We start from the raw sequence: 17,807 nt of genomic DNA, 5'->3' as shown, positions 1-17,807 counted from the left end.
AGGTTAACTCGCGTGAGTGGGTGCGCGGTGAATGCGTGCGGGCACTTTTACCGTCAGCGACAGAACGACAACAAGCGCCCAGCCTGACTGAATGACGAGCTGACTTTCAGCAAAGCTCTGCACAACGAGAGCGGTTGTGATCAACAGGGGCAGGAGGGAGTGTGCTGTGTAGGGACGAGTGTCGATTAGGTCCCACCGGGGTCGATCGATGGCAATAAACCACGAACGCCACATCAAACTCAGCATGGTCAGTGCCAGCGCAATAACGCCGAGGACTCCGAGCTGAAGCCAAATGTCGAGCCACATGTTGTGTGCTTGGAGGTAGTGGACACCGTGATACACCGCCAAGTCGTTGAACGGCTCAAGCCACGGAACCCAGGGACTCAGCCATCCCCACCCCGCAACTGGTCGCTGTTCGGCCAAAGCAGTGACTGATGCCCAGATATCGAGGCGACCGGTGAGATCTTCACTCTTCCCCAGCACTCCTAGGAGTGCTGGACGTGCGACGGTCACGAGGGCCGCTCCCACAATTGCCAGCACAAGGGCGATGGCATAAACAGGTTTCCGTTTACCCGGTGAAACCCGTCTCATCCAGAGCGCAAAGAGAAGCACAATTGCCACACCGAGGAGAGCGAGCAGGTCCGTTGCCGAGCGGGTCAGCAGCAGTGTTAATCCCGCAATTCCAACCCAAATGATTCCCCAACTGCGCCAGACGGTTTTGTCCGCCAATTGCACGCAGAAGATGATGAGGGCGATCACGGCGATGAAGCCCAACTGGTTGCGGTTGCCCACGATGCCTTGGATGGGGCCACCCTCAAACAAGAGATTGCGGCTCCACTGGTACACGGCAGGAATCTTGCCGACTGTGGTATCAACATAAACCGGATAGATGGCGTGGCCAACAAAGACTGACACCCACAGTTCGAACAGAAGTGACGCGGCCAGAATCCAGCGCAGTGTTGTTCCGAGGGCGCGCACGATGTCAGTCCAGGGGAGCGTCACGACGATTCCACAAGCCCCCACCGTAACCAAGATGAATGGCACAAGGGTCAGCGCTGTGTCGGCAGGGGAGTAAGCCCAGCTGACCGAGAGAACAGCCAGCGCAACGAAGAGTGCCAGCCACAAGGGTGTGCTTCGCCAGCGAATTCTGGCGCGCTGTTTCACGATAATCACCACGTAGGTGAGTGCCACGAGAACGGTCAGAATGCCAAAAGGAATCCATCCCACAGCACTTCGAACTGCTTCCCCCGCGAACAGCAGAAAGAGCGTGACAACGGCAAGGCCGGTCTTTGCTTTTCTATATTCTGCGGCGGGCATGTATCAAGGCTAGACGAATGCGGCGTGACCTGTGATGGCCCTGCCCACAATGAGGGTGTTCATCTCGCGAGTTCCCTCATAGCTATAGATCGCTTCTGCGTCTGCGAAGAAGCGTGCCACGTCATAATCGAGCACGATTCCGTTCCCGCCCAGAATCTCTCTACACCACGCAACCGATTCACGCATGCGGGAGGTGGCGACAGCTTTGGCCAGCGAGGCATGCTCGTCCTTGAGTTTGCCGGCATCTTGCATCCGGGAGGTTTCTAAGACCAAGCTCAGGCTGGACGTGATGTTGCCCAAGCTCTTGACCAACAAGTCCTGGACCATCTGGTGAGAAGCAATGGGCTTGCCGAACTGGATACGTTCCTTGGCGTATGCAAGGGCGGCTTCATAAGCACCAACTGCAATGCCCACTGCCGCCCACGCCACTTCAGCGCGGGTGAGGCGAAGCACGGTGGCTGTATCAGCAAAGGAGTTGGCGTTCTGTAAACGGTTCGCCTCAGGAACACGGACTTTCGTCAGAGTGATGTCAGCGTTTTGCACGATCCGCAGTGACTGCTTCCGTTCAATCTTGGTCGCGACAAAACCCTCAGAATCGGTGGGGACAATAAAGCCCTTCACCTGTCCATCTGCCGTATCTTTTGCCCACACCACGCAGATGTCTGCCCAGGTGGCATTTCCAATCCAGCGCTTTTCCCCGGAGAGTACCCAGTCGTCCCCCTCACGGGTGGCCGTGGTCCGAAGGCCTTGTGCCGAGTCAGAACCAGAGAGAGGTTCAGTGAGACCAAAGGATCCCACGATGTCACCGGAGGAAAGTTTGGGTAACCAATAGGCGCGTTGCTCTGAGGAACCGCAGACACCGAGGGAGCCCATAGCAAGGCCGTTTTGCACGCCCACATAGGTTGCGACGCTCGCATCAACTCTGGCCAACTCCAGCGCCACCCACCCGCGGAAAACCGCTGAGGTTTCAAAAGGCTGCGTTTCTTCCCACGCCATCCCGATCAGCCCGGTGTCGGCGAGGCCCTTCACGAGGGCCTGGGGGAACTCTGCACGATCCCAGTGATCGGTGAGAACAGGTTTGATCTCGGTCTCGAGATAGTGGCGCAACTCCATCAATTTGGCGAGCTGATGTTCGGGCAGACTCGCCTCAAGCTGGAAGAAGTCAGAAGGCAGGCTCTCAAAGGTCATGTGGCTAGGCTAATCCTCGTGATGATTCGTGTCGATAACTCCCCGAGAGACTATGCCTGGGGTTCTCTGACAGACATTGCGACCCTGCGAGGTCTGACACCTTCTGGCAAGCCGGAAGCAGAGCTGTGGCTGGGAACCCATCCCGGTTCTCCTACGCAGATTGTGGAGCCAGAATCTGCCGGTGGTGCACGCACTATCGCGGAATATCTTTCCCAAACGGACCAGCAGCCCCTGCCCCATCTCCTCAAGATTCTGGCCGCTGCTCACCCACTCTCGATCCAAGCTCATCCCTCGCCTGAGCAAGCCCGAGAAGGTTTTGCCCGCGAGAACGCGGTGGGTATTCCTCTCGATGCTCCCCACCGTAACTACCGGGATGATGCACACAAACCGGAGCTCATCTTCGCGCTCTCGGACACATTCGAAGCGTTATGTGGTTTTCGGCCACTCGAAGACACACTCACCAACCTGGAACTTCTTGCACAGGCCAACACTCAGGCGTGCCACTCCACCTCCGCAATTGTGGAGTTCACGGAGCAACTTGTTGCCCATGGGGAGAATGCCATTCGGTGGGCTTTGGAGTGGGCGCTGTCAGGCGATAACGCTGTCGCCCTCGTTGCTGAGGTTGCCGTGGCGGGGCGCGTGCTGAAAGATGACCTGCTCATTGAGCTCAGCACGGACTACCCGGGGGACCCGGGCGTTATTGTTGCCTTGCTGTTGAACCGTGTAACTCTCACGCGAGGTCAGGCACTCTATTTGCCCGCGGGAAATATGCACGCCTATATTCGTGGCCTCGGGATTGAACTCATGGCGGCCAGTGACAATGTGCTGCGCGGGGGTCTCACCACGAAGCATGTGGATGTGCCAGAACTGCTGTCAGTTGTCAGCGATGCAGTTGTGCCGGTCCCCTTGCTCGAGGCACAGCCGGTAGCCCCAGGTATTGATCTTTTTGTTCCCGATGTTCCTGATTTCCGGCTCGCGCACGTGGTCGTGACGAAAGAAAATTCGGAGACGAGCCAACTTTCTTTGTCACGAAATGTGATTGTTACCTGCACTGCCGGAAAAGTTACGGTGACGGGCGCTCACTCTTCTCTGGAACTTTCACAGGGCCAAAATGCCTTTATTTCCGCGGAAGAAGCCGAATTAAGCTTCTCTGGAATCGGCGAACTTTTCCTCGCTCTCTAGGGGATAAACCCTCAAACGCCTGCAAACCCTCCAGCGCGTCTTCAAACTTCGCAAATCTCGACTTGACGGAATCGAATGACAACGGTGTAATTACTTAGACGCGCCACGGTGGCGCGAGTCATCGACCCGGGGTGGAGTTGCATATGGCACCGGAATACCGCGCAAGCGTTCCAGAGAATTGGTTTGTAGATCCAGTTCGTCTAGGAGTCCCCGGAACCCCCTCCTCTCGTCCCGTTGATCTCGATGAGAACCCCCTTTCCTGGCAGGCAGATGCACTCTGTGCACAGACCGACCCCGAGTCGTTCTTCCCTGAAAAGGGTGGATCCACTCGCGATGCGAAGAAGATTTGCACTTCCTGCGAAGTTCGCAGCGAATGCCTCGAATACGCGCTCTCCAACGATGAGCGTTTCGGCATCTGGGGTGGCCTGAGCGAGCGCGAACGTCGCAAGCTCCGCCGTCGCGCTTAAGCGTTCTCGGCCCGCACTTTCCTAGCCACGCCCGCCCCATTGGGCGGGTTTTTGGCTTCTCCTGCCTAGGCTGGCAAAGATGAAAACGAGAGTCACTGCGATCATCGTTGCCCGCCAGGGCGGCGAGCATCTCGCGCGAACCCTCGACGCCTTGGCGAAGCAGACCAGACGTCCTGACATCGTTATTGCAGTGGACAATTCCACGAAGGTTACGGCCCAGGCACAGCTCCAAGTGTTCGGTCCCAGCCAAGTTCTCCGCGGCGGTGGAAAGCTGAGCTACGGCGAGGCTCTCGATGTGGCCGCGAAAGCTTTCCCAGCCGTTACGGGGCCCGATGATTTCCTGTGGTTTCTTGCTCAGGACAGCGCTCCAGCTCCCGATGCACTCGCCCAACTCATTGGCGCTCTCGAGGTTTCTCCCTCTGTTGCTATCGCAGGCCCGAAGCAGATGGATTGGGAACGCCCTGATTACATCCGTGAATACGGCGTGACGTTGGCCCAGGGTGGTCGAACTATTTCCCTTGTCGTAGACGAGCTAGACCAAGCTCAGCACGACCTGGTCAGCGATGTCATGGCGGTGGGGGCAAACGGCATGCTCGTTCGCCAGCAGGTGTGGGAACAACTGGGTGGTTTCGACCCTCACCTCACCGTCGTTGATGACGCTTTAGATTTCTGCGTTCGTGCGCGACTAGCGGGGCACCGTGTTTCTGTTGTTCCCACTGCACGAGTACTCAATGCTGGCGACGGTGTTATCGGACCCGTGGGCACGGATAGTTATCGTGCCCGCAAGAAGCGTGCTCGTCAGTATCGTTCCGCTGAACTGTATCGTCGCTTGGTCTATTGCTCCGGTGCTGCCGTGTTCTGGCATTGGCTGGGGCTTTTGCCCTCGGCCATACTCCGGTCTTTGGGACAGTTACTCGCCAAGCGACCCGGTGCCGTATCGGGAGAATTTCGTTCCGCATTTTCTGCTGCATTCTCGGGTGGATCTGTTGGGCGAGCTCGCCGAAAACTTCGTTCCACAAAGACTGCACCATGGAGTGCACTCGCACCTTTGCGTGTGACGAGGGCTGATGTCCGACGACGAGAAGCACTCGCCCGCGAGGCAGCACAAATTCGCAAACATGGTGAAAAGCGACCCTTACATTTCTTCTCTGGTGGCGGAGCCTGGGTTGTTATGGCTCTCCTCTTTGTCTCTATTGGAGCGAACTCACCGCTAGTAGGGGCAACCGCCATTTCTGGCGGGGGTCTACTCCCGTTGAGCGCGACGGTGTCAGAACTCTGGAGCAGCCTCGGTTGGGGCTGGCGGGCTGGAGCCTTTGGCGTTGTGGGGCCGGCAGATGCATTCTCCGGTGTCATTGCTCTTCTTGGAACGCTGACCTTCTGGCAACCGTCCTTCTCCCTCGTGCTGCTCTGGTTCCTGGCCTTGCCTATTGCCGGTTTGGGTGCCTGGCTCCTCACAGCACGCATGACACAGCGAGCGGGCATTCGCGCCTTCGTTGCAATTGGCTACGCACTGAGCCCGGCATTGTTAGGGGGCCTCACCGAGGCACGCCCTGCAGCGGTGCTGACGCATTTACTGCTTCCATTCCTTTTCTTTGCAGGCATCCGGGCAGCGCGGTCGTGGTCAGCTTCTGCGACCACAGCACTGCTCTTTGCTGCAGTCGTTGCCTGCTCCCCTTCGCTCACACCGGCACTCCTGGTAATTTGGTTGGGCACGATTCTTCTCACGGGTCGTTCAGTTCCCAGATTCCTCGCAATCCCCATTCCAGCCGCTGCCCTGGTCGCACCACTGGTTGTCATGCAGGTGCTGGGTCTGAACCTCTTTGGTTTGGCTGCCGACCCTGGACCTGCCACAGGCTCTGTTGTTCCCCCGCAGTGGCAACTTGCTCTGGGCTTCCCGACCGATGGTTTGGGTGGCTGGCTTCTCTCCATTGACTCGCTTCCCTGGGCTAATCCTGTTGCCAGTGTCTGGGTGGCGATTCTTGTGGGCGTTCTCGTCGCCCTCGCGTTCGTGGGCTTGTTCTCGCAATATCCGATTCGAGCACAGCTTGCCGTCCTCGTGATGGTGCTCGGACTAGCCACAGCGGTCTTGGCCTCTGGACTACAGGTCTCCTTCGACGGCAGTGAGGCCGTGGCGATTTGGCCCGGCAGCGGTTTAAGTCTCGCGTGGCTGGGCCTGATGGTCGCTGCGGGCACGGGTGCATCCATTCTTCGCCGATTCTCCTTCTATCCTGCGTTCGTCGGAATCACAGCCGTTGTTCTCTTGGCGGCACCGTCATTAGCTGCGGCCAATCTGGGCACCGCCCAGGTTTATGCCAGCAACGGCCAGACCCTTCCTGCCTATGTTGTTGCGCAAGCAGCGATCGAGCCTGAAGTGGGAACACTCGTTCTGACTCCTCAACCAGATGGCGGGCTGGGAACCGATCTCGTTCGTGGAACGGGGCTGACCCTGGAATCTGTGTCGACCTATGTCACGACCGGTGCCGGTTTTGCGAAACAGGAAAGTGTTCTGGCTGAAACCGCCAGCAACCTCTCTTCCGTGAGTGGAACAGATTCCACGGATGCACTGACCACCTTGGGCGTGGGCTTCATCCTGCTGACCCCGCCACTTCAAGCCGTCGGTGAAGAAATTTCACCTGATGCGCAGACCATCTCAGCGCGCGTCAAAGCGACGTTAGATGCTAACCCTGGTGTGGAGATTGTCGGGAAGACAGATGCTGGTTTGCTGTGGCGCTTTCCTGGTTATGACGCCGCCGCGACAACCATTCCTGAGCCCAGCCTGCCGGTCGAGCCCTGGCGCCTGCTGATCCTGAGTGGTCAAGCACTCGTGATCTTGCTCACTCTGTTACTTGCTATACCTACTGGAACCGTGATGTCCGATCTGCGGCCCAAGCGATATCTTCCGGGACTCATTGAAAGCGACGACGACCCCGTTAGTGCAGACCCTCTGGCTGGTGATCAAGATGTCGAACAAAACTAAGTTGATGCGCGCCGGGATTACCGGTGTCACCGGGGTTGTGGGTGCAGGTATTGCCGCTGCCGTTATTGCAGGTTTGGCGCTTCTGCCAATGCCGTCTTATATCGGAACGGCTCCATCGCTGACGGTGGCTCCTGCCCCCACTGACCAGCGTCGTGTGTGTCAAGGGCCACTGGTTCAGGTGATGGCGAACTCGACTGACGCCTCAACATTCCTCAGCAGCGGCACCCCGACCACGGAAACCTATTCGCCCTCAAGCAAGGTCACGCAAAACAATCTGGATGCCGTGGACAATATGGCGCCCGATTCCATGGGGGCGCCCACGGTGCTGGAAGTTCCTGCGGAAAAAGATGCTGCGGAACAGCCCCTACTGGCCGGAAACCAATACCAGCAGACCTCCAGCGATGAGCTTTCAGGGCTGGCTACCGCTGCCTGCAGCGAACCAGCCAATGATTCTTGGCTCGTGGGTGGCTCTACAGATTTGGGTCGCACCACGCTGCTGATGCTCGCCAACCCCACCGGCGTGACAGCTACGGTCACTTTTGAAATCTTCGGGGAGAGCGGTTACATCGACGCTGTCTCCCAAGAAGGAATCATTGTTCTTCCTGGAGAGCAGCGCATCGTTTCTCTTGCCGCATTCGCACCTGATGTGGTGGAGCCGGTGGTTCACGTTCACAGCGTGGGCGGTCAGATTTTGGCCAGCATGCAACACAGTGTGACCCGGAAACTCCAACCCTCCGGTGTGGACTGGGTGAGCCCCGGCGCTGGTCCTAATACGTCCCAGGTGTTCCCGGGCGTTTTCCTCATGGGTGCAACCAAGCAAGATGAGGATGAGCATGGCGCGGTACAGAGCGATCTCGAACCTACCGTTCGCGTGCTCGTGCCCGGAACCCAGGATGCAGAGGTTAACCTCAAACTGATTTCCGAAACGGGAGAGACCCAAGCCATCACCACACGGGTGAGGGCACAAACCACTCTTCAACTTCCCTTCACCGATGTCGCAGATGGCACCTATACAGTCATTGTGACGTCCGACCAACCCGTCGTTGCAGGCGTGCGGACGTTGCAGTCAGCGACAGCTGATCCCTCCACCGTCAACGCCCAAACCGCACCACAAACTTCGGCGACTCCGACTCCGACGCCGTCCGCCACCCCGGGTGCTCCAGCTGCGCCCGTCACTCCTACAGAACAACCAGCGATTGCTCCCGTGCCTCTTGCCGGCGGTGACTTCACCTGGTTTAGCTCCAGCACGAGGCTGACCGGAGATGTTGCGCTGCCTATTCCTGCATGGCTCAACCCCACATTGACTCTCTACAACCCAGGCTCGAAGAGCATCACAGCTGTTCTGTCCGCTCGGGGAGAAGCAGATGTCACGGTCACTTTGGATAGCGCCAAAATGACTACGGTTCCCCTTCGAGCCGGTGTTCGATACTCGCTTGCCGGTGCCCAAGGCCTGTTGGGTGGACTCACATTTGTTGCGCAGGGACTGGGTTCCTCGATTGCCTTAAACCCGGCAAACGTGTTGGGTTCGAGCCTGACGATCTACCCTCGCTGAAGCCAGGGTTAGGGCCGAAGTCGCTCAGGCCCCAGATCCCAGGGGTCTTTGCCTAGGAGCTCGGCTACTGCCCGGAAGACGACGCTTTCGATCATCATCTGACGGTGCAGCGGGTCTTCTTTGTGGAGTTTACTCATGCGCTGAATGGGGACGCGATAGAGCACAATACGACGTCGTTCGTGGTCAACTTTCCAGCGCTCCACGACGCCATTGACCTCTACCCGTGGGGGAGTGGGTGCCACATCAAAGTGAACATCCGAGAGTTCCTCAGCCCACATACTGCGCAAGTAGTCCACGGTGTGAGCGACGGTCAACATAAACGTTTCATAGCGTCCACGCAGTTGAGGCAGATGCGGTCCCGTCACCGGGCCGCGCATTCCGCGGCCATGACGGTCCCGGCTCAACCCGCGGTTGGGTACCGTGCCAGCGAACGCGTCATCCATGCGCCCATGCTACCTCCGGGTACCCTCAACGTATGAGTTCGAAGTCAGAGCGTCCGTGTTCCAAGGGACGATGCCTACAGCCCGCAGAGTTTTCACTCACTTATGACTACGACGATCAGCTTGCCGTGGTGGGGCCACTCTCACCCGAACCAGAGTCACTCGCCCACGATTTATGTGTCAAGCATGCCCGCGGTTTCACCGCGCCTCAAGGCTGGGAACTTATCCGTCACTTAGACTTAATCAATGAGTAAAACAGCAGTCGAGAGCCTCCGTTCCATCGTCAAGGCATATGACGTTCGAGGCCTCGTGGGGGAACAACTTACCGAAGCCATGGTTGAAGCACTCGCTGCCGGCTTTGTTGATGAGATTCAGGGCGCAGGTTCTGACGTTGTGGTTGGTCATGACATGCGTGACTCGTCACCGGGGTTTGCGGCGGCTTTTGCTCGCGGCGCTCAGGCCCGGGGTGCGAATGTAGTGAACCTGGGTCTCTGTTCCACGGATGAGACATATTTTGCCTCTGGATCCTGGAATGCACCCGCAGCCATGTTTACAGCAAGCCATAACCCGGCTGCCTATAACGGCATCAAATTTTCCCGCGCAGGAGCCCAGGGCATCAGCCTGGACACCGGTTTGGGTGCCATTCGTGATCGTGCGTGTGACTACTTGGAGAACGGCATCGAGGCTGTGGCCACTCCGGGTAGCTACCGAGAAGTGGATGTGCTGGCTGACTACGCCGGCTACCTGCGTTCGCTGGTAGATCTTTCTGAGATCAAGCCCATTCGCGTTGTCGTGGATGCCGGTAACGGCATGGGCGGCATGACCGTGCCTGCTGTTCTGGGAACAGCGGCTGGACTTGCCGCACTTCCTATCGAGATCATTCCGATGTATTTCGAGTTGGATGGAAACTTCCCCAACCACGAAGCCAACCCGCTCGAGCCCAAGAACTTGGTTGATCTGCAAAAGGCAGTTGTGGAACACGGTGCGGATCTCGGCCTCGCTTTTGACGGCGATGCGGACCGGTGTTTCGTGATCGATGAGAAGGGCGCACCTGTTACCCCGTCTGCCGTTTCTGCCATTGTTGCGTTGCGTGAGATTGCTCGAGCAAAGAAAGCCGACCCGGGTAAAGAAATCTTCGTGATTCATAACCTCATTTCCTCCAACATCGTGCGGGAGACCATCGTTGGTGCGGGGGCTACGCCCGTCCGCACCCGCGTGGGACACTCGCTCATCAAAGACCAAATGGCTGCCACCGGTGCCGTCTTTGGCGGGGAGCACTCAGCGCACTATTACTTCAGTAACTTCTGGGGTGCAGACAACGGCATGCTCGCCGCGATGCATGTGTTGGCAGAGTTTGGCCACCAACCCAAGTCGCTTTCGGCTTTCGCTGCCGAATTCATGCCCTACGCCAGCAGCGGTGAAATCAACTCCACGGTGACAGATGTTGCTGCCGCAACGCAGCGTGTTCGTGAGGCTTTCGCTTCCCGTGGCGTGGAAGACAGCCTAGATGGCATGACCATCACCGGAACCACCGGAGAAGGCGAGGCCTTCTGGTGGTTCTCGGTTCGCCCGTCAAACACAGAGCCTTTGCTTCGTTTGAACGCAGAAGCTGGCGATGACGCAACGATGGTCGCTATACGAGACGAAGTATTGGCGCTTATTCGGCTCTAGGCTGGAAACATGACTTCCAAGGTTTTGGCTTCCTCCTCATTCCGTGTCGCTGACCTGTCTCTTGCAGAAGCAGGTCGCCACCAGATTCGTCTTGCTGAACATGAAATGCCTGGCCTCATGGCACTGCGTGAAGAATTTGGCCCCACGCAGCCCCTCAAAGGTGCTCGCATCACCGGTTCACTCCACATGACGGTGCAGACCGCTGTCCTCATCGAGACCCTCGTGGACCTCGGGGCACAGGTTCGCTGGGCAAGCTGCAACATCTTCTCCACGCAGGACGAGGCTGCAGCAGCTATTGCTGTGGGCCCCACCGGAACACCTGAAGCTCCTGCTGGTGTACCTGTCTTTGCCTGGAAGGGTGAAACCCTCGAAGAGTACTGGTGGTGCACCGACCGCATCTTCGACTGGTCTGTCGAGGCAGCTGAAGCCGGTGCAGACTGGATCGGCCCCAACCTCATCCTCGATGACGGTGGAGATGCAACACTGCTCGTGCACAAGGGTCGTGAATTTGAGTTGGCGGGTGCAGTTCCTGCAACTACCGCAGCTGACAGTCACGAATATGGCGTCATCCTCGACCTGCTTCGTCAGACTGTCGCTGAGACTCCTACCCGCTGGCAGACCGTTGCTGCTGAACTCATCGGTGTCACCGAGGAAACCACCACGGGTGTTCACCGTCTCTACGAGCTCTTCGCGAAGAACGAACTCCTGTTCCCCGCGATCAACGTCAACGACTCGGTCACCAAGAGCAAGTTCGACAACAAGTACGGCATCCGCCACTCGCTCACCGACGGTATCAACCGCGCAACAGACGTGTTGATGGGCGGCAAGGTTGCTTTCGTCTGTGGCTATGGCGATGTGGGTAAGGGTTCTGCAGAGGCCCTTCGCGGGCAGGGTGCTCGCGTCATCATCAGCGAGATCGACCCCATCTGTGCACTTCAGGCAGCCATGGATGGCTACCAGGTCACCACGATTGAATCTGTTCTCGACCAGGTCGATATCTTCGTCACCACCACTGGTAACAAGAACGTCATTACTCTCGAGCACATGCAGGGCATGAAGCACAACGCCATCGTGTCCAACGTGGGTCACTTCGACAACGAAATCGATATGGCTGGACTCGAGAGCCTTCCCGGCGCGACCCGCGTCGAGATCAAGCCTCAGGTGCACGAATGGATTATGCCCAACGGTCGCAGTATCCTCGTGCTGTCCGAAGGTCGTTTGATGAACCTAGGTAACGCAACCGGTCACCCCTCCTTCGTGATGAGCAACTCCTTCACTAACCAGGTGCTCGCACAGATCGAACTCTATGTTCGTCGTGAGAACTACCCAGTGGGCGTCTTCGTGCTTCCGAAGCACCTTGACGAGAAGGTCGCTCGTTTGCACCTGGATGCTTTGGGTGTCGTGCTGACCAAGCTCTCCACTGAGCAGGCCTCCTACATCGGCGTTCCCGTCGAAGGCCCCTACAAGGTCGATCACTACCGCTACTAAGCTACACACGAGTCTGTGATGTGCCCTGAGAATGAATGCGTAATTCGTTCTCAGGGCACACAAGACTAGGCTCTAAACCATGAGTGCACGCATTCTGGTTGTAGACGACGACGCCGCTCTCGCAGAGATGGTCGGCATCGTCCTTGAAGGCGAGGGTTTCACCCCCACGTTCTGCGCTGACGGCGCAGAAGCCCTTGGTGCATTTCGGGAATGTAACCCTGATCTCGTTCTGCTCGACCTCATGTTGCCAGGGTTTGACGGCATCGAGGTCTGTGGCCAGATTCGTGCCGAATCCGGTGTTCCCATCATCATGCTCACCGCGAAGGGTGACGCAACAGATGTTGTTGCCGGCCTCGAAGCAGGCGCAGATGACTACATGGTCAAGCCCTTCAACCCGGGTGAGCTTGTTGCACGTATTCGTACCCGCCTGCGTTCGATGGCGTCGACGGCAACCAACGCGTCAACCCTGCGCATTGGAGACCTGGTTGTCGACGTTGACGGCCATGAGGTTAAGCGTGGGGGAGTTGCGATTAGCCTGACTCCACTTGAGTTCGATCTTCTGGTCGCATTAGCGTCCAAGCCACAGCAGGTCTTCACTCGTGAGATGTTGCTCGAGCAGGTCTGGGGTTACCAATACAAGGCAGATACTCGCTTGGTTAATGTGCACGTGCAACGCTTGCGCAGCAAGGTCGAGTTCGATGCAGACAACCCCACCATCGTCACGACCGTGCGCGGCATCGGTTACCGTGCCGGAGCTGTGATCTAACTTTTCCATGAAAGTCCGGCGCTTCGACTTCTTGGGATTTCCAGCACGCCTGCTGAGGGTGTGGCGGAGGTCTCTCCAATTTCGAACCGTCGTCATCTCCATGGCGCTTTCTGGTGTGGCGATCGTGCTGGTCGGGGTGTACATGTCCCTCTCCATCAGCTCGGATCTGTTCAACTCCCGACTTGAACAAGTCCTGTCCGAGTCCCAGAGAGCCCAGGTCGCTGCACAACGCATCTTTGACTCCTCGGATGCCACAGATCAGGCCTCGATGCAATCGGTCATGAATGCGGCTCGTACGGCTATTCGTGATGCGACTTCGAGTGGTCTGGTGGCTGTGTATCGCGCCCCGGGACAAGAATCCTCAGCTCTAGCACCCCAAGACTTTTCGAGTACGGAGCTCACCGGCTCGGTGATCACTCCCGAACTTCGCACGGAGGTGGCCGAAAACGCAGACCAGCAATATTGGCAGTCTGTTGCCCTTCCCATCCGTGGTTCATTAGAACCTGGCGTCGTGGTGGGCTCTCAGTTGGATATTCCAGGTGCGGGGATCTACGAGCTCTTCATCGGATATGACTTTGCCCAGTCTGAACAAACCTTGCAGTTCATTCAGCAGGTGTTGTGGATTTCAGGTCTCGGGCTGTTGTTGCTGGTCGGTGGTGTGGCCTGGGTGGTTTCGCGCATGGTTGTGTCCCCCATTAAAAACGCAGCAGAAACCAGTCAGAAGCTCGCTGCCGGTGATTTGGAAGTCCGCATCCCTGAAAAGGGTGAAGACGTGGTCGCCACTCTTGCCCGTTCGTTCAATGACATGGCCGGCAGCATGCAGCGCCAGCTCACTGAGCTGGCAGACCTGTCGGTCATGCAACAGCGGTTCGTCTCTGATGTTTCTCATGAACTCCGCACACCCTTGACCACCATCAAGCTCGCCGGCGATGTGCTCTACAACGAGCGGGATACCTTCGATAGCAAGACGCGGCGCAGTACTGAGCTGCTCCACGCTCAGATCCAACGCTTTGAAAAGCTGCTGGGGGACCTTCTTGAGATCAGCCGGTATGACGCGGGAAGTGTGAACCTCGAGCCAGAACCCACCAACGTCGCGGGACTCGTGCAGGATGTGGTCGGCAGCATGGTGACGTTGGCAGAGGAACACGGATGTGATTTGACCCTCAGTGCTCCGGGTGGTCACTTCGATGCCAACATCGATCCACGTCGTGTTCGCCGTATCGTGATGAACCTCATTGGCAACGCCATCGAACACGGTGAACACAAACCCATCGATGTGGCGGTGGACAGCAATGCAACGGCCGTGGCAATCAGTGTGCGAGACCACGGCGTGGGCATGGATCCAGACCAACTGGAGCAAGTCTTTAGCCGTTTCTGGCGCGCGGACCCCTCACGCCAACGCACCCTCGGGGGCACCGGCCTGGGCTTGGCTATCTCGCTCGAGGATGCCCGCGTTCACAACGGAGTCTTGGACGTCTGGGCGGCGCCAGGTGAAGGCGCGGTTTTCCGTCTGACACTTCCCCGTTCACTGGATGTTTCCATCGCCTCCTCTCCGCTGCCGCTTAACCCCGCTGAGAGGGACGAGTGATGAGACGCACCCTTCGACTTTCTTTCCTGGCACTGGTTTCCAGCCTCCTGCTTTTTCTCACTGCTTGCACTGGTATCCCGGTGGAGGGCAGCGTGCAACAAGGATCTGCTGTGGTGCAAGCTGACAGCGGCGTCATTGAATTTATCCCTGCTGGGCCTCTCGAAGATGGCACGATTGAGCAGATTCTTCGTGGCTTCATCGAAGCAGCATCCTCACCGGTGTCGGACTACGCCATTGCTCGTCAATACCTCACCCCCAGTTTCGCAACTCGTTGGGATGCCAACAGTGCCGTGCACGTGGATTCAGGCCTGCGATCCATTACGCAGACAGACACAACAGCTGCTGAGCTGGAATTCACGCTCTCGGCCACGGTGGATGCGCAAGGGCGCTATGCCCAGGCCCCGGCTAATGAGCGTGTGACCTATCCCTTCACTTTCGAAGAAGTAGAGGGTCAGTGGCGCATCAGTTCAGCACCGGATGGTGTGGTGATCGACCGCTTTACTTTCGATCAGGTTTACGCCTCCCACCCGCTCTATTTCTTTGACTCCACGCAGACACTGTTGGTGCCTGATGTGAGGTACTTCCCGAACGGCGCTTCCTCCAGCACGCGCATCATGAAGGCGCTCTTGGTGGGGCCGTCGCCCTGGTTGGCCGAAGGTGGTGCGGTGGTGAGTGCCTATCCGCCGGGCACAGCACTGGTTGCAGATTCTGTTCCTGTCACCCGAGGTGTAGCTTCCGTTGACCTCAATGAGAACGCATTGAATACAGACTCTGCGGGTATTCGGAAAATGAAACAACAGGCCACCGCCAGCCTGCAATCGGTGGACAATATTTCCTCCGTTGATTTGCTCGTCAACGGCACAGAACAGAATGCGCTCATCGCCGACACGGTAGATGCTGTCATGCCCCCGAGTGTTGATTCGCGCGCGCTTGTTCTCACCTCAGACCGCTATGGATATATCAGCGGCGGAAACATCGAACAGTCTTCCCAGTTGGCGCAGGTCATGGTTGCGCTGCAACCCACAGCGATCAGCGTAGGATTCTCTGGGCAGCTTGCTGCCGTCTTGAGTCCTCAAGGTGCTTCGTTTGTGCGTGCAAACGCCGAAACCGTCCTGGCTGATGCACGCGAAGGCTTAATTGCCCCGTCACTGGATCCCTTTGGGTACATGTGGTCCGTTCCTGCGAACGACCCCATTGGGCTGCTTGCTGTGTCCACAAACGGTGAGCAGCGTGAGGTGACAGTGCCATGGAAGAACGCGGATGAGATTCTCTCGGTCAAGGTCTCACGTGATGGCGCACGCGTGGTGGCCTTGGTTCGTGACGGTGCGGAGTATCTGTTGCTGGCCAGTTCTGTCGTGCGCGGTGAGAAGTCTGTGCCCGTCTCGGTCGGAGCTCCGATCGAGCTCAGCTTGGCGGAGGGTGTTCCGGTGGATATTGCCTGGGTCGATCCCACGACGGTGGCTTCTCTGGCAAGCTCTGCTGAGGGTACGAGTCATGTCGTGGCCCAGATGATTGGCGGTGGCTACATACTGCAGTCCGCGCTCACCGCCGAGGAGCCTATTTCGCTCTCCGGTGCGAATAACGTGGCTGGTTTGCGTGTCTTGACCGCGGGCGGAACCCTCTTGTCTCTGCGTGGTGGAAGCCTGTGGCAGGCCATGTTTGTGGGCGTCAAGACGCAAGCAGTCAAGCAATAACATCTTTCCGCTTAGTTCCCCACTGCATTTCTCAGCTAGGCATTCTCAGGTGTCTCGGTGCGCAGACTGTGGCCATGATCACGTCTGCACAACTGCGCGAACACGCGCTGGATGCCCTGTCACTTTTTCTTCCCATTGAGTGTGCGGGGTGTGGCACACCAGACAGAAATCTGTGTCAGGAGTGTCGGCAGTACCTCCTCGCCATGTCGCCCCTTGATGTTCAATATCGGGAACTCTTCGATGTTGAAAGCCTCACCCGGCTCCCGCTGTGGTTCGCAACGGACTTTGTACCGCCGCTGTCGGGGATGGTGCACCACTTCAAAGAACGCAACAGAACCTCGATTGTGACAGAGCTTGCTGCGCCACTTCGGATGGCGATCGAGGCGGCGAGAATTCGGTTGGATCTCTGGAGTTCAGACAGAGAAGTCGTCTGGGTATCCCCGCCCTCCAGCGCAGCAAGTTTTCGAACTCGGGGCTACCACCCCACCGAAATGCTGGTCAAGGCAGCTGGTTTCCGGCATACGAGACTTCTCACACATGTTCGCCGCCGTGCTGATCAATCCACGCTCGGTCGACTGGAGCGGTTCCGAAATATGCATGGTGCTTATCACGCACAACCGCTAGCCCACGGTGCTGTGGCGGTGCTGGTCGATGACGTCGTGACGACCGGGGCAACCCTGCTGGAATGCGCCCGGGCACTGCGTGCCGGGGGCGCTACCGTCCTCGGGGCGGTGGCGCTGGCCTCCACTCCGAAAAATTTTCAGGACACACACAGGTGAAATTGCGTGACAAGTGAGCCCCAACAGGACTACATTTTCAACAACATCGATTGGCGTGAAAGGACTCGCCCAAAAGTTGGGCGTAAACGCCAACTTTGAGGAGGTCGTCATGGAACTCAACTTCGTCGCTCGTCACACCGAGATCACAGATCGATTCCGCAACTACGTGGCGGAAAAGGTCGACAAGATTGAGAAGCTTGCAGATCGTCCTCTTGAGCTGGATGTCACGGTCAGCAAACATCACGGGGGCAAGGGACTCGTGGGGGGTGATCATGTGGAGCTGACACTCGTCGAAGCTGGGCCCGTTGTGCGGGCAGAATCTGACGGGGAAGATAAATACGCTGCCTTTGATCTCGCCATGGGGCGCATGATGGAACAGCTCCGTCGCGCTCGGGACAAGAAGAAAATTCATCACCACGGCCACCAAAAGCCTCTCTCCATCCACGAAGCAAGTGCAGATGCCTTTGCGCAGGTGGATCTTGTGCCGGCAACGCCAGAGGACATTGAAAGGGTCGCTGCAGAGGAGCATGCCATCACGCCGTCCGCGGCAGCCTAAACTCGTCGCAATCCATCGCGTGCCCCGCCTGTCAGCACCTGCACAGGCGGGGCACGCGCATTCCCGGTAGCATTGAGGGCGGTCTAGCGTTGTTTATGCTGATCGGTTCCTGCGCAGTATGCGCCCCACACACGGGAGAGTT

Annotated in this window: 15 protein-coding genes; 12 read left to right on the top strand and 3 right to left on the bottom strand. The window is 57.8% G+C overall.

The features are described from left to right. Positions 1–3: 3 nt before the first annotated feature. Together M2119_RS00310 and M2119_RS00305 are read right to left on the bottom strand one after the other, a co-directional pair. Positions 4–1,317: an O-antigen ligase family protein gene (locus tag M2119_RS00310; RefSeq protein WP_280802986.1), complete on the bottom strand. Its 1,314-nt coding sequence runs from the start codon at positions 1,315–1,317 to the stop codon at positions 4–6. A 9-nt stretch (positions 1,318–1,326) separates the two neighbouring features. Next, positions 1,327–2,505: an acyl-CoA dehydrogenase family protein gene (locus M2119_RS00305; protein ID WP_280802985.1), complete on the bottom strand. Its 1,179-nt coding sequence runs from the start codon at positions 2,503–2,505 to the stop codon at positions 1,327–1,329. A 21-nt stretch (positions 2,506–2,526) separates the two neighbouring features. Here M2119_RS00305 and manA point away from each other — a divergent pair, with 21 nt between their 5' ends. The 4 genes from manA to M2119_RS00285 all read left to right on the top strand — a co-directional run bounded on the left by manA (position 2,527) and on the right by M2119_RS00285 (position 8,683). Continuing rightward, complete coding sequence (gene manA / locus M2119_RS00300; RefSeq protein WP_280804428.1) at positions 2,527–3,687, top strand: mannose-6-phosphate isomerase, class I; 1,161 nt, start codon at positions 2,527–2,529, stop codon at positions 3,685–3,687. A 143-nt stretch (positions 3,688–3,830) separates the two neighbouring features. Beyond that, positions 3,831–4,154 (top strand): WhiB family transcriptional regulator, encoded by a 324-nt coding sequence (locus tag M2119_RS00295; RefSeq protein ID WP_280802984.1) that lies wholly within the window; start codon positions 3,831–3,833, stop codon positions 4,152–4,154. Between the two features lie 79 nt (positions 4,155–4,233). Continuing rightward, positions 4,234–7,131, top strand: coding sequence for a glycosyltransferase (locus tag M2119_RS00290; protein ID WP_280802983.1), 2,898 nt, complete (start codon positions 4,234–4,236; stop codon positions 7,129–7,131). Next, complete coding sequence (locus tag M2119_RS00285) at positions 7,115–8,683, top strand: DUF5719 family protein (RefSeq protein ID WP_280802982.1); 1,569 nt, start codon at positions 7,115–7,117, stop codon at positions 8,681–8,683. The genes M2119_RS00290 and M2119_RS00285 overlap by 17 nt, the downstream gene beginning before the upstream one ends. Positions 8,684–8,691: 8 nt before the next feature. On the opposite strand, the gene M2119_RS00280 is transcribed toward M2119_RS00285, so the two are convergent. Continuing rightward, entirely contained in the window at positions 8,692–9,126 is a 435-nt protein-coding gene (locus tag M2119_RS00280; protein WP_280802981.1) for a metallopeptidase family protein, read from the bottom strand. 32 nt (positions 9,127–9,158) lie between these two features. Here M2119_RS00280 and M2119_RS00275 point away from each other — a divergent pair, with 32 nt between their 5' ends. The 8 genes from M2119_RS00275 to hpf all read left to right on the top strand — a co-directional run bounded on the left by M2119_RS00275 (position 9,159) and on the right by hpf (position 17,665). After that, positions 9,159–9,377 (top strand): DUF3499 family protein, encoded by a 219-nt coding sequence (locus M2119_RS00275; RefSeq protein WP_280802980.1) that lies wholly within the window; start codon positions 9,159–9,161, stop codon positions 9,375–9,377. Beyond that, positions 9,370–10,794 carry a phosphomannomutase/phosphoglucomutase gene (locus M2119_RS00270; RefSeq protein WP_280802979.1) on the top strand — a complete coding sequence of 475 codons (1,425 nt, stop codon included), beginning with the start codon at positions 9,370–9,372 and terminating at the stop codon, positions 10,792–10,794. Before M2119_RS00275 ends, M2119_RS00270 begins: the two co-directional genes overlap by 8 nt. Before the next feature lie 9 nt (positions 10,795–10,803). Then, positions 10,804–12,282 carry an adenosylhomocysteinase gene (gene ahcY / locus M2119_RS00265; protein WP_280802978.1) on the top strand — a complete coding sequence of 493 codons (1,479 nt, stop codon included), beginning with the start codon at positions 10,804–10,806 and terminating at the stop codon, positions 12,280–12,282. 79 nt (positions 12,283–12,361) lie between these two features. Then, positions 12,362–13,048: an MtrAB system response regulator MtrA gene (gene mtrA, locus M2119_RS00260; RefSeq protein ID WP_280802977.1), complete on the top strand. Its 687-nt coding sequence runs from the start codon at positions 12,362–12,364 to the stop codon at positions 13,046–13,048. Between the two features lie 7 nt (positions 13,049–13,055). Beyond that, a complete protein-coding gene (gene mtrB, locus M2119_RS00255; RefSeq protein ID WP_280802976.1) occupies positions 13,056–14,636 on the top strand; it encodes an MtrAB system histidine kinase MtrB in 1,581 nt (526 codons plus the stop codon). Further along, the gene (locus M2119_RS00250; RefSeq protein WP_280802975.1) at positions 14,636–16,330 is read left to right on the top strand and encodes a GerMN domain-containing protein; all 1,695 of its coding nucleotides are present in this window, start codon (positions 14,636–14,638) and stop codon (positions 16,328–16,330) included. The genes mtrB and M2119_RS00250 overlap by 1 nt, the downstream gene beginning before the upstream one ends. Positions 16,331–16,404: 74 nt before the next feature. Beyond that, complete coding sequence (locus M2119_RS00245; RefSeq protein ID WP_280802974.1) at positions 16,405–17,109, top strand: ComF family protein; 705 nt, start codon at positions 16,405–16,407, stop codon at positions 17,107–17,109. A 109-nt stretch (positions 17,110–17,218) separates the two neighbouring features. Then, a complete protein-coding gene (gene hpf / locus M2119_RS00240) occupies positions 17,219–17,665 on the top strand; it encodes a ribosome hibernation-promoting factor, HPF/YfiA family (protein WP_280802973.1) in 447 nt (148 codons plus the stop codon). Positions 17,666–17,807 lie beyond the last annotated feature (142 nt).

The sequence above is a fragment of the Aurantimicrobium minutum genome, assembly GCF_029894165.1.
Lineage (GTDB): Bacteria > Actinomycetota > Actinomycetes > Actinomycetales > Microbacteriaceae > Aurantimicrobium > Aurantimicrobium minutum_A.
Note: the sequence above shows the minus strand (reverse complement) of the source record. Positions and strands in the feature narration are given on the sequence as shown.

Bases quoted from the DNA above. Each gene is read 5' to 3' on its own strand.
- M2119_RS00310 (WP_280802986.1), bottom strand. From the start codon at position 1,317: ATGCCCGCCGCAGAATATAGAAAAGCAAAGACCGGCCTTGCCGTTGTC.
- M2119_RS00305 (WP_280802985.1), bottom strand. From the start codon at position 2,505: ATGACCTTTGAGAGCCTGCCTTCTGACTTCTTCCAGCTTGAGGCGAGT.
- manA (WP_280804428.1), top strand. From the start codon at position 2,527: ATGATTCGTGTCGATAACTCCCCGAGAGACTATGCCTGGGGTTCTCTG.
- M2119_RS00295 (WP_280802984.1), top strand. From the start codon at position 3,831: ATGGCACCGGAATACCGCGCAAGCGTTCCAGAGAATTGGTTTGTAGAT.
- M2119_RS00290 (WP_280802983.1), top strand. From the start codon at position 4,234: ATGAAAACGAGAGTCACTGCGATCATCGTTGCCCGCCAGGGCGGCGAG.
- M2119_RS00285 (WP_280802982.1), top strand. From the start codon at position 7,115: ATGTCGAACAAAACTAAGTTGATGCGCGCCGGGATTACCGGTGTCACC.
- M2119_RS00280 (WP_280802981.1), bottom strand. From the start codon at position 9,126: ATGGATGACGCGTTCGCTGGCACGGTACCCAACCGCGGGTTGAGCCGG.
- M2119_RS00275 (WP_280802980.1), top strand. From the start codon at position 9,159: ATGAGTTCGAAGTCAGAGCGTCCGTGTTCCAAGGGACGATGCCTACAG.
- M2119_RS00270 (WP_280802979.1), top strand. From the start codon at position 9,370: ATGAGTAAAACAGCAGTCGAGAGCCTCCGTTCCATCGTCAAGGCATAT.
- ahcY (WP_280802978.1), top strand. From the start codon at position 10,804: ATGACTTCCAAGGTTTTGGCTTCCTCCTCATTCCGTGTCGCTGACCTG.
- mtrA (WP_280802977.1), top strand. From the start codon at position 12,362: ATGAGTGCACGCATTCTGGTTGTAGACGACGACGCCGCTCTCGCAGAG.
- mtrB (WP_280802976.1), top strand. From the start codon at position 13,056: ATGAAAGTCCGGCGCTTCGACTTCTTGGGATTTCCAGCACGCCTGCTG.
- M2119_RS00250 (WP_280802975.1), top strand. From the start codon at position 14,636: ATGAGACGCACCCTTCGACTTTCTTTCCTGGCACTGGTTTCCAGCCTC.
- M2119_RS00245 (WP_280802974.1), top strand. From the start codon at position 16,405: ATGATCACGTCTGCACAACTGCGCGAACACGCGCTGGATGCCCTGTCA.
- hpf (WP_280802973.1), top strand. From the start codon at position 17,219: ATGGAACTCAACTTCGTCGCTCGTCACACCGAGATCACAGATCGATTC.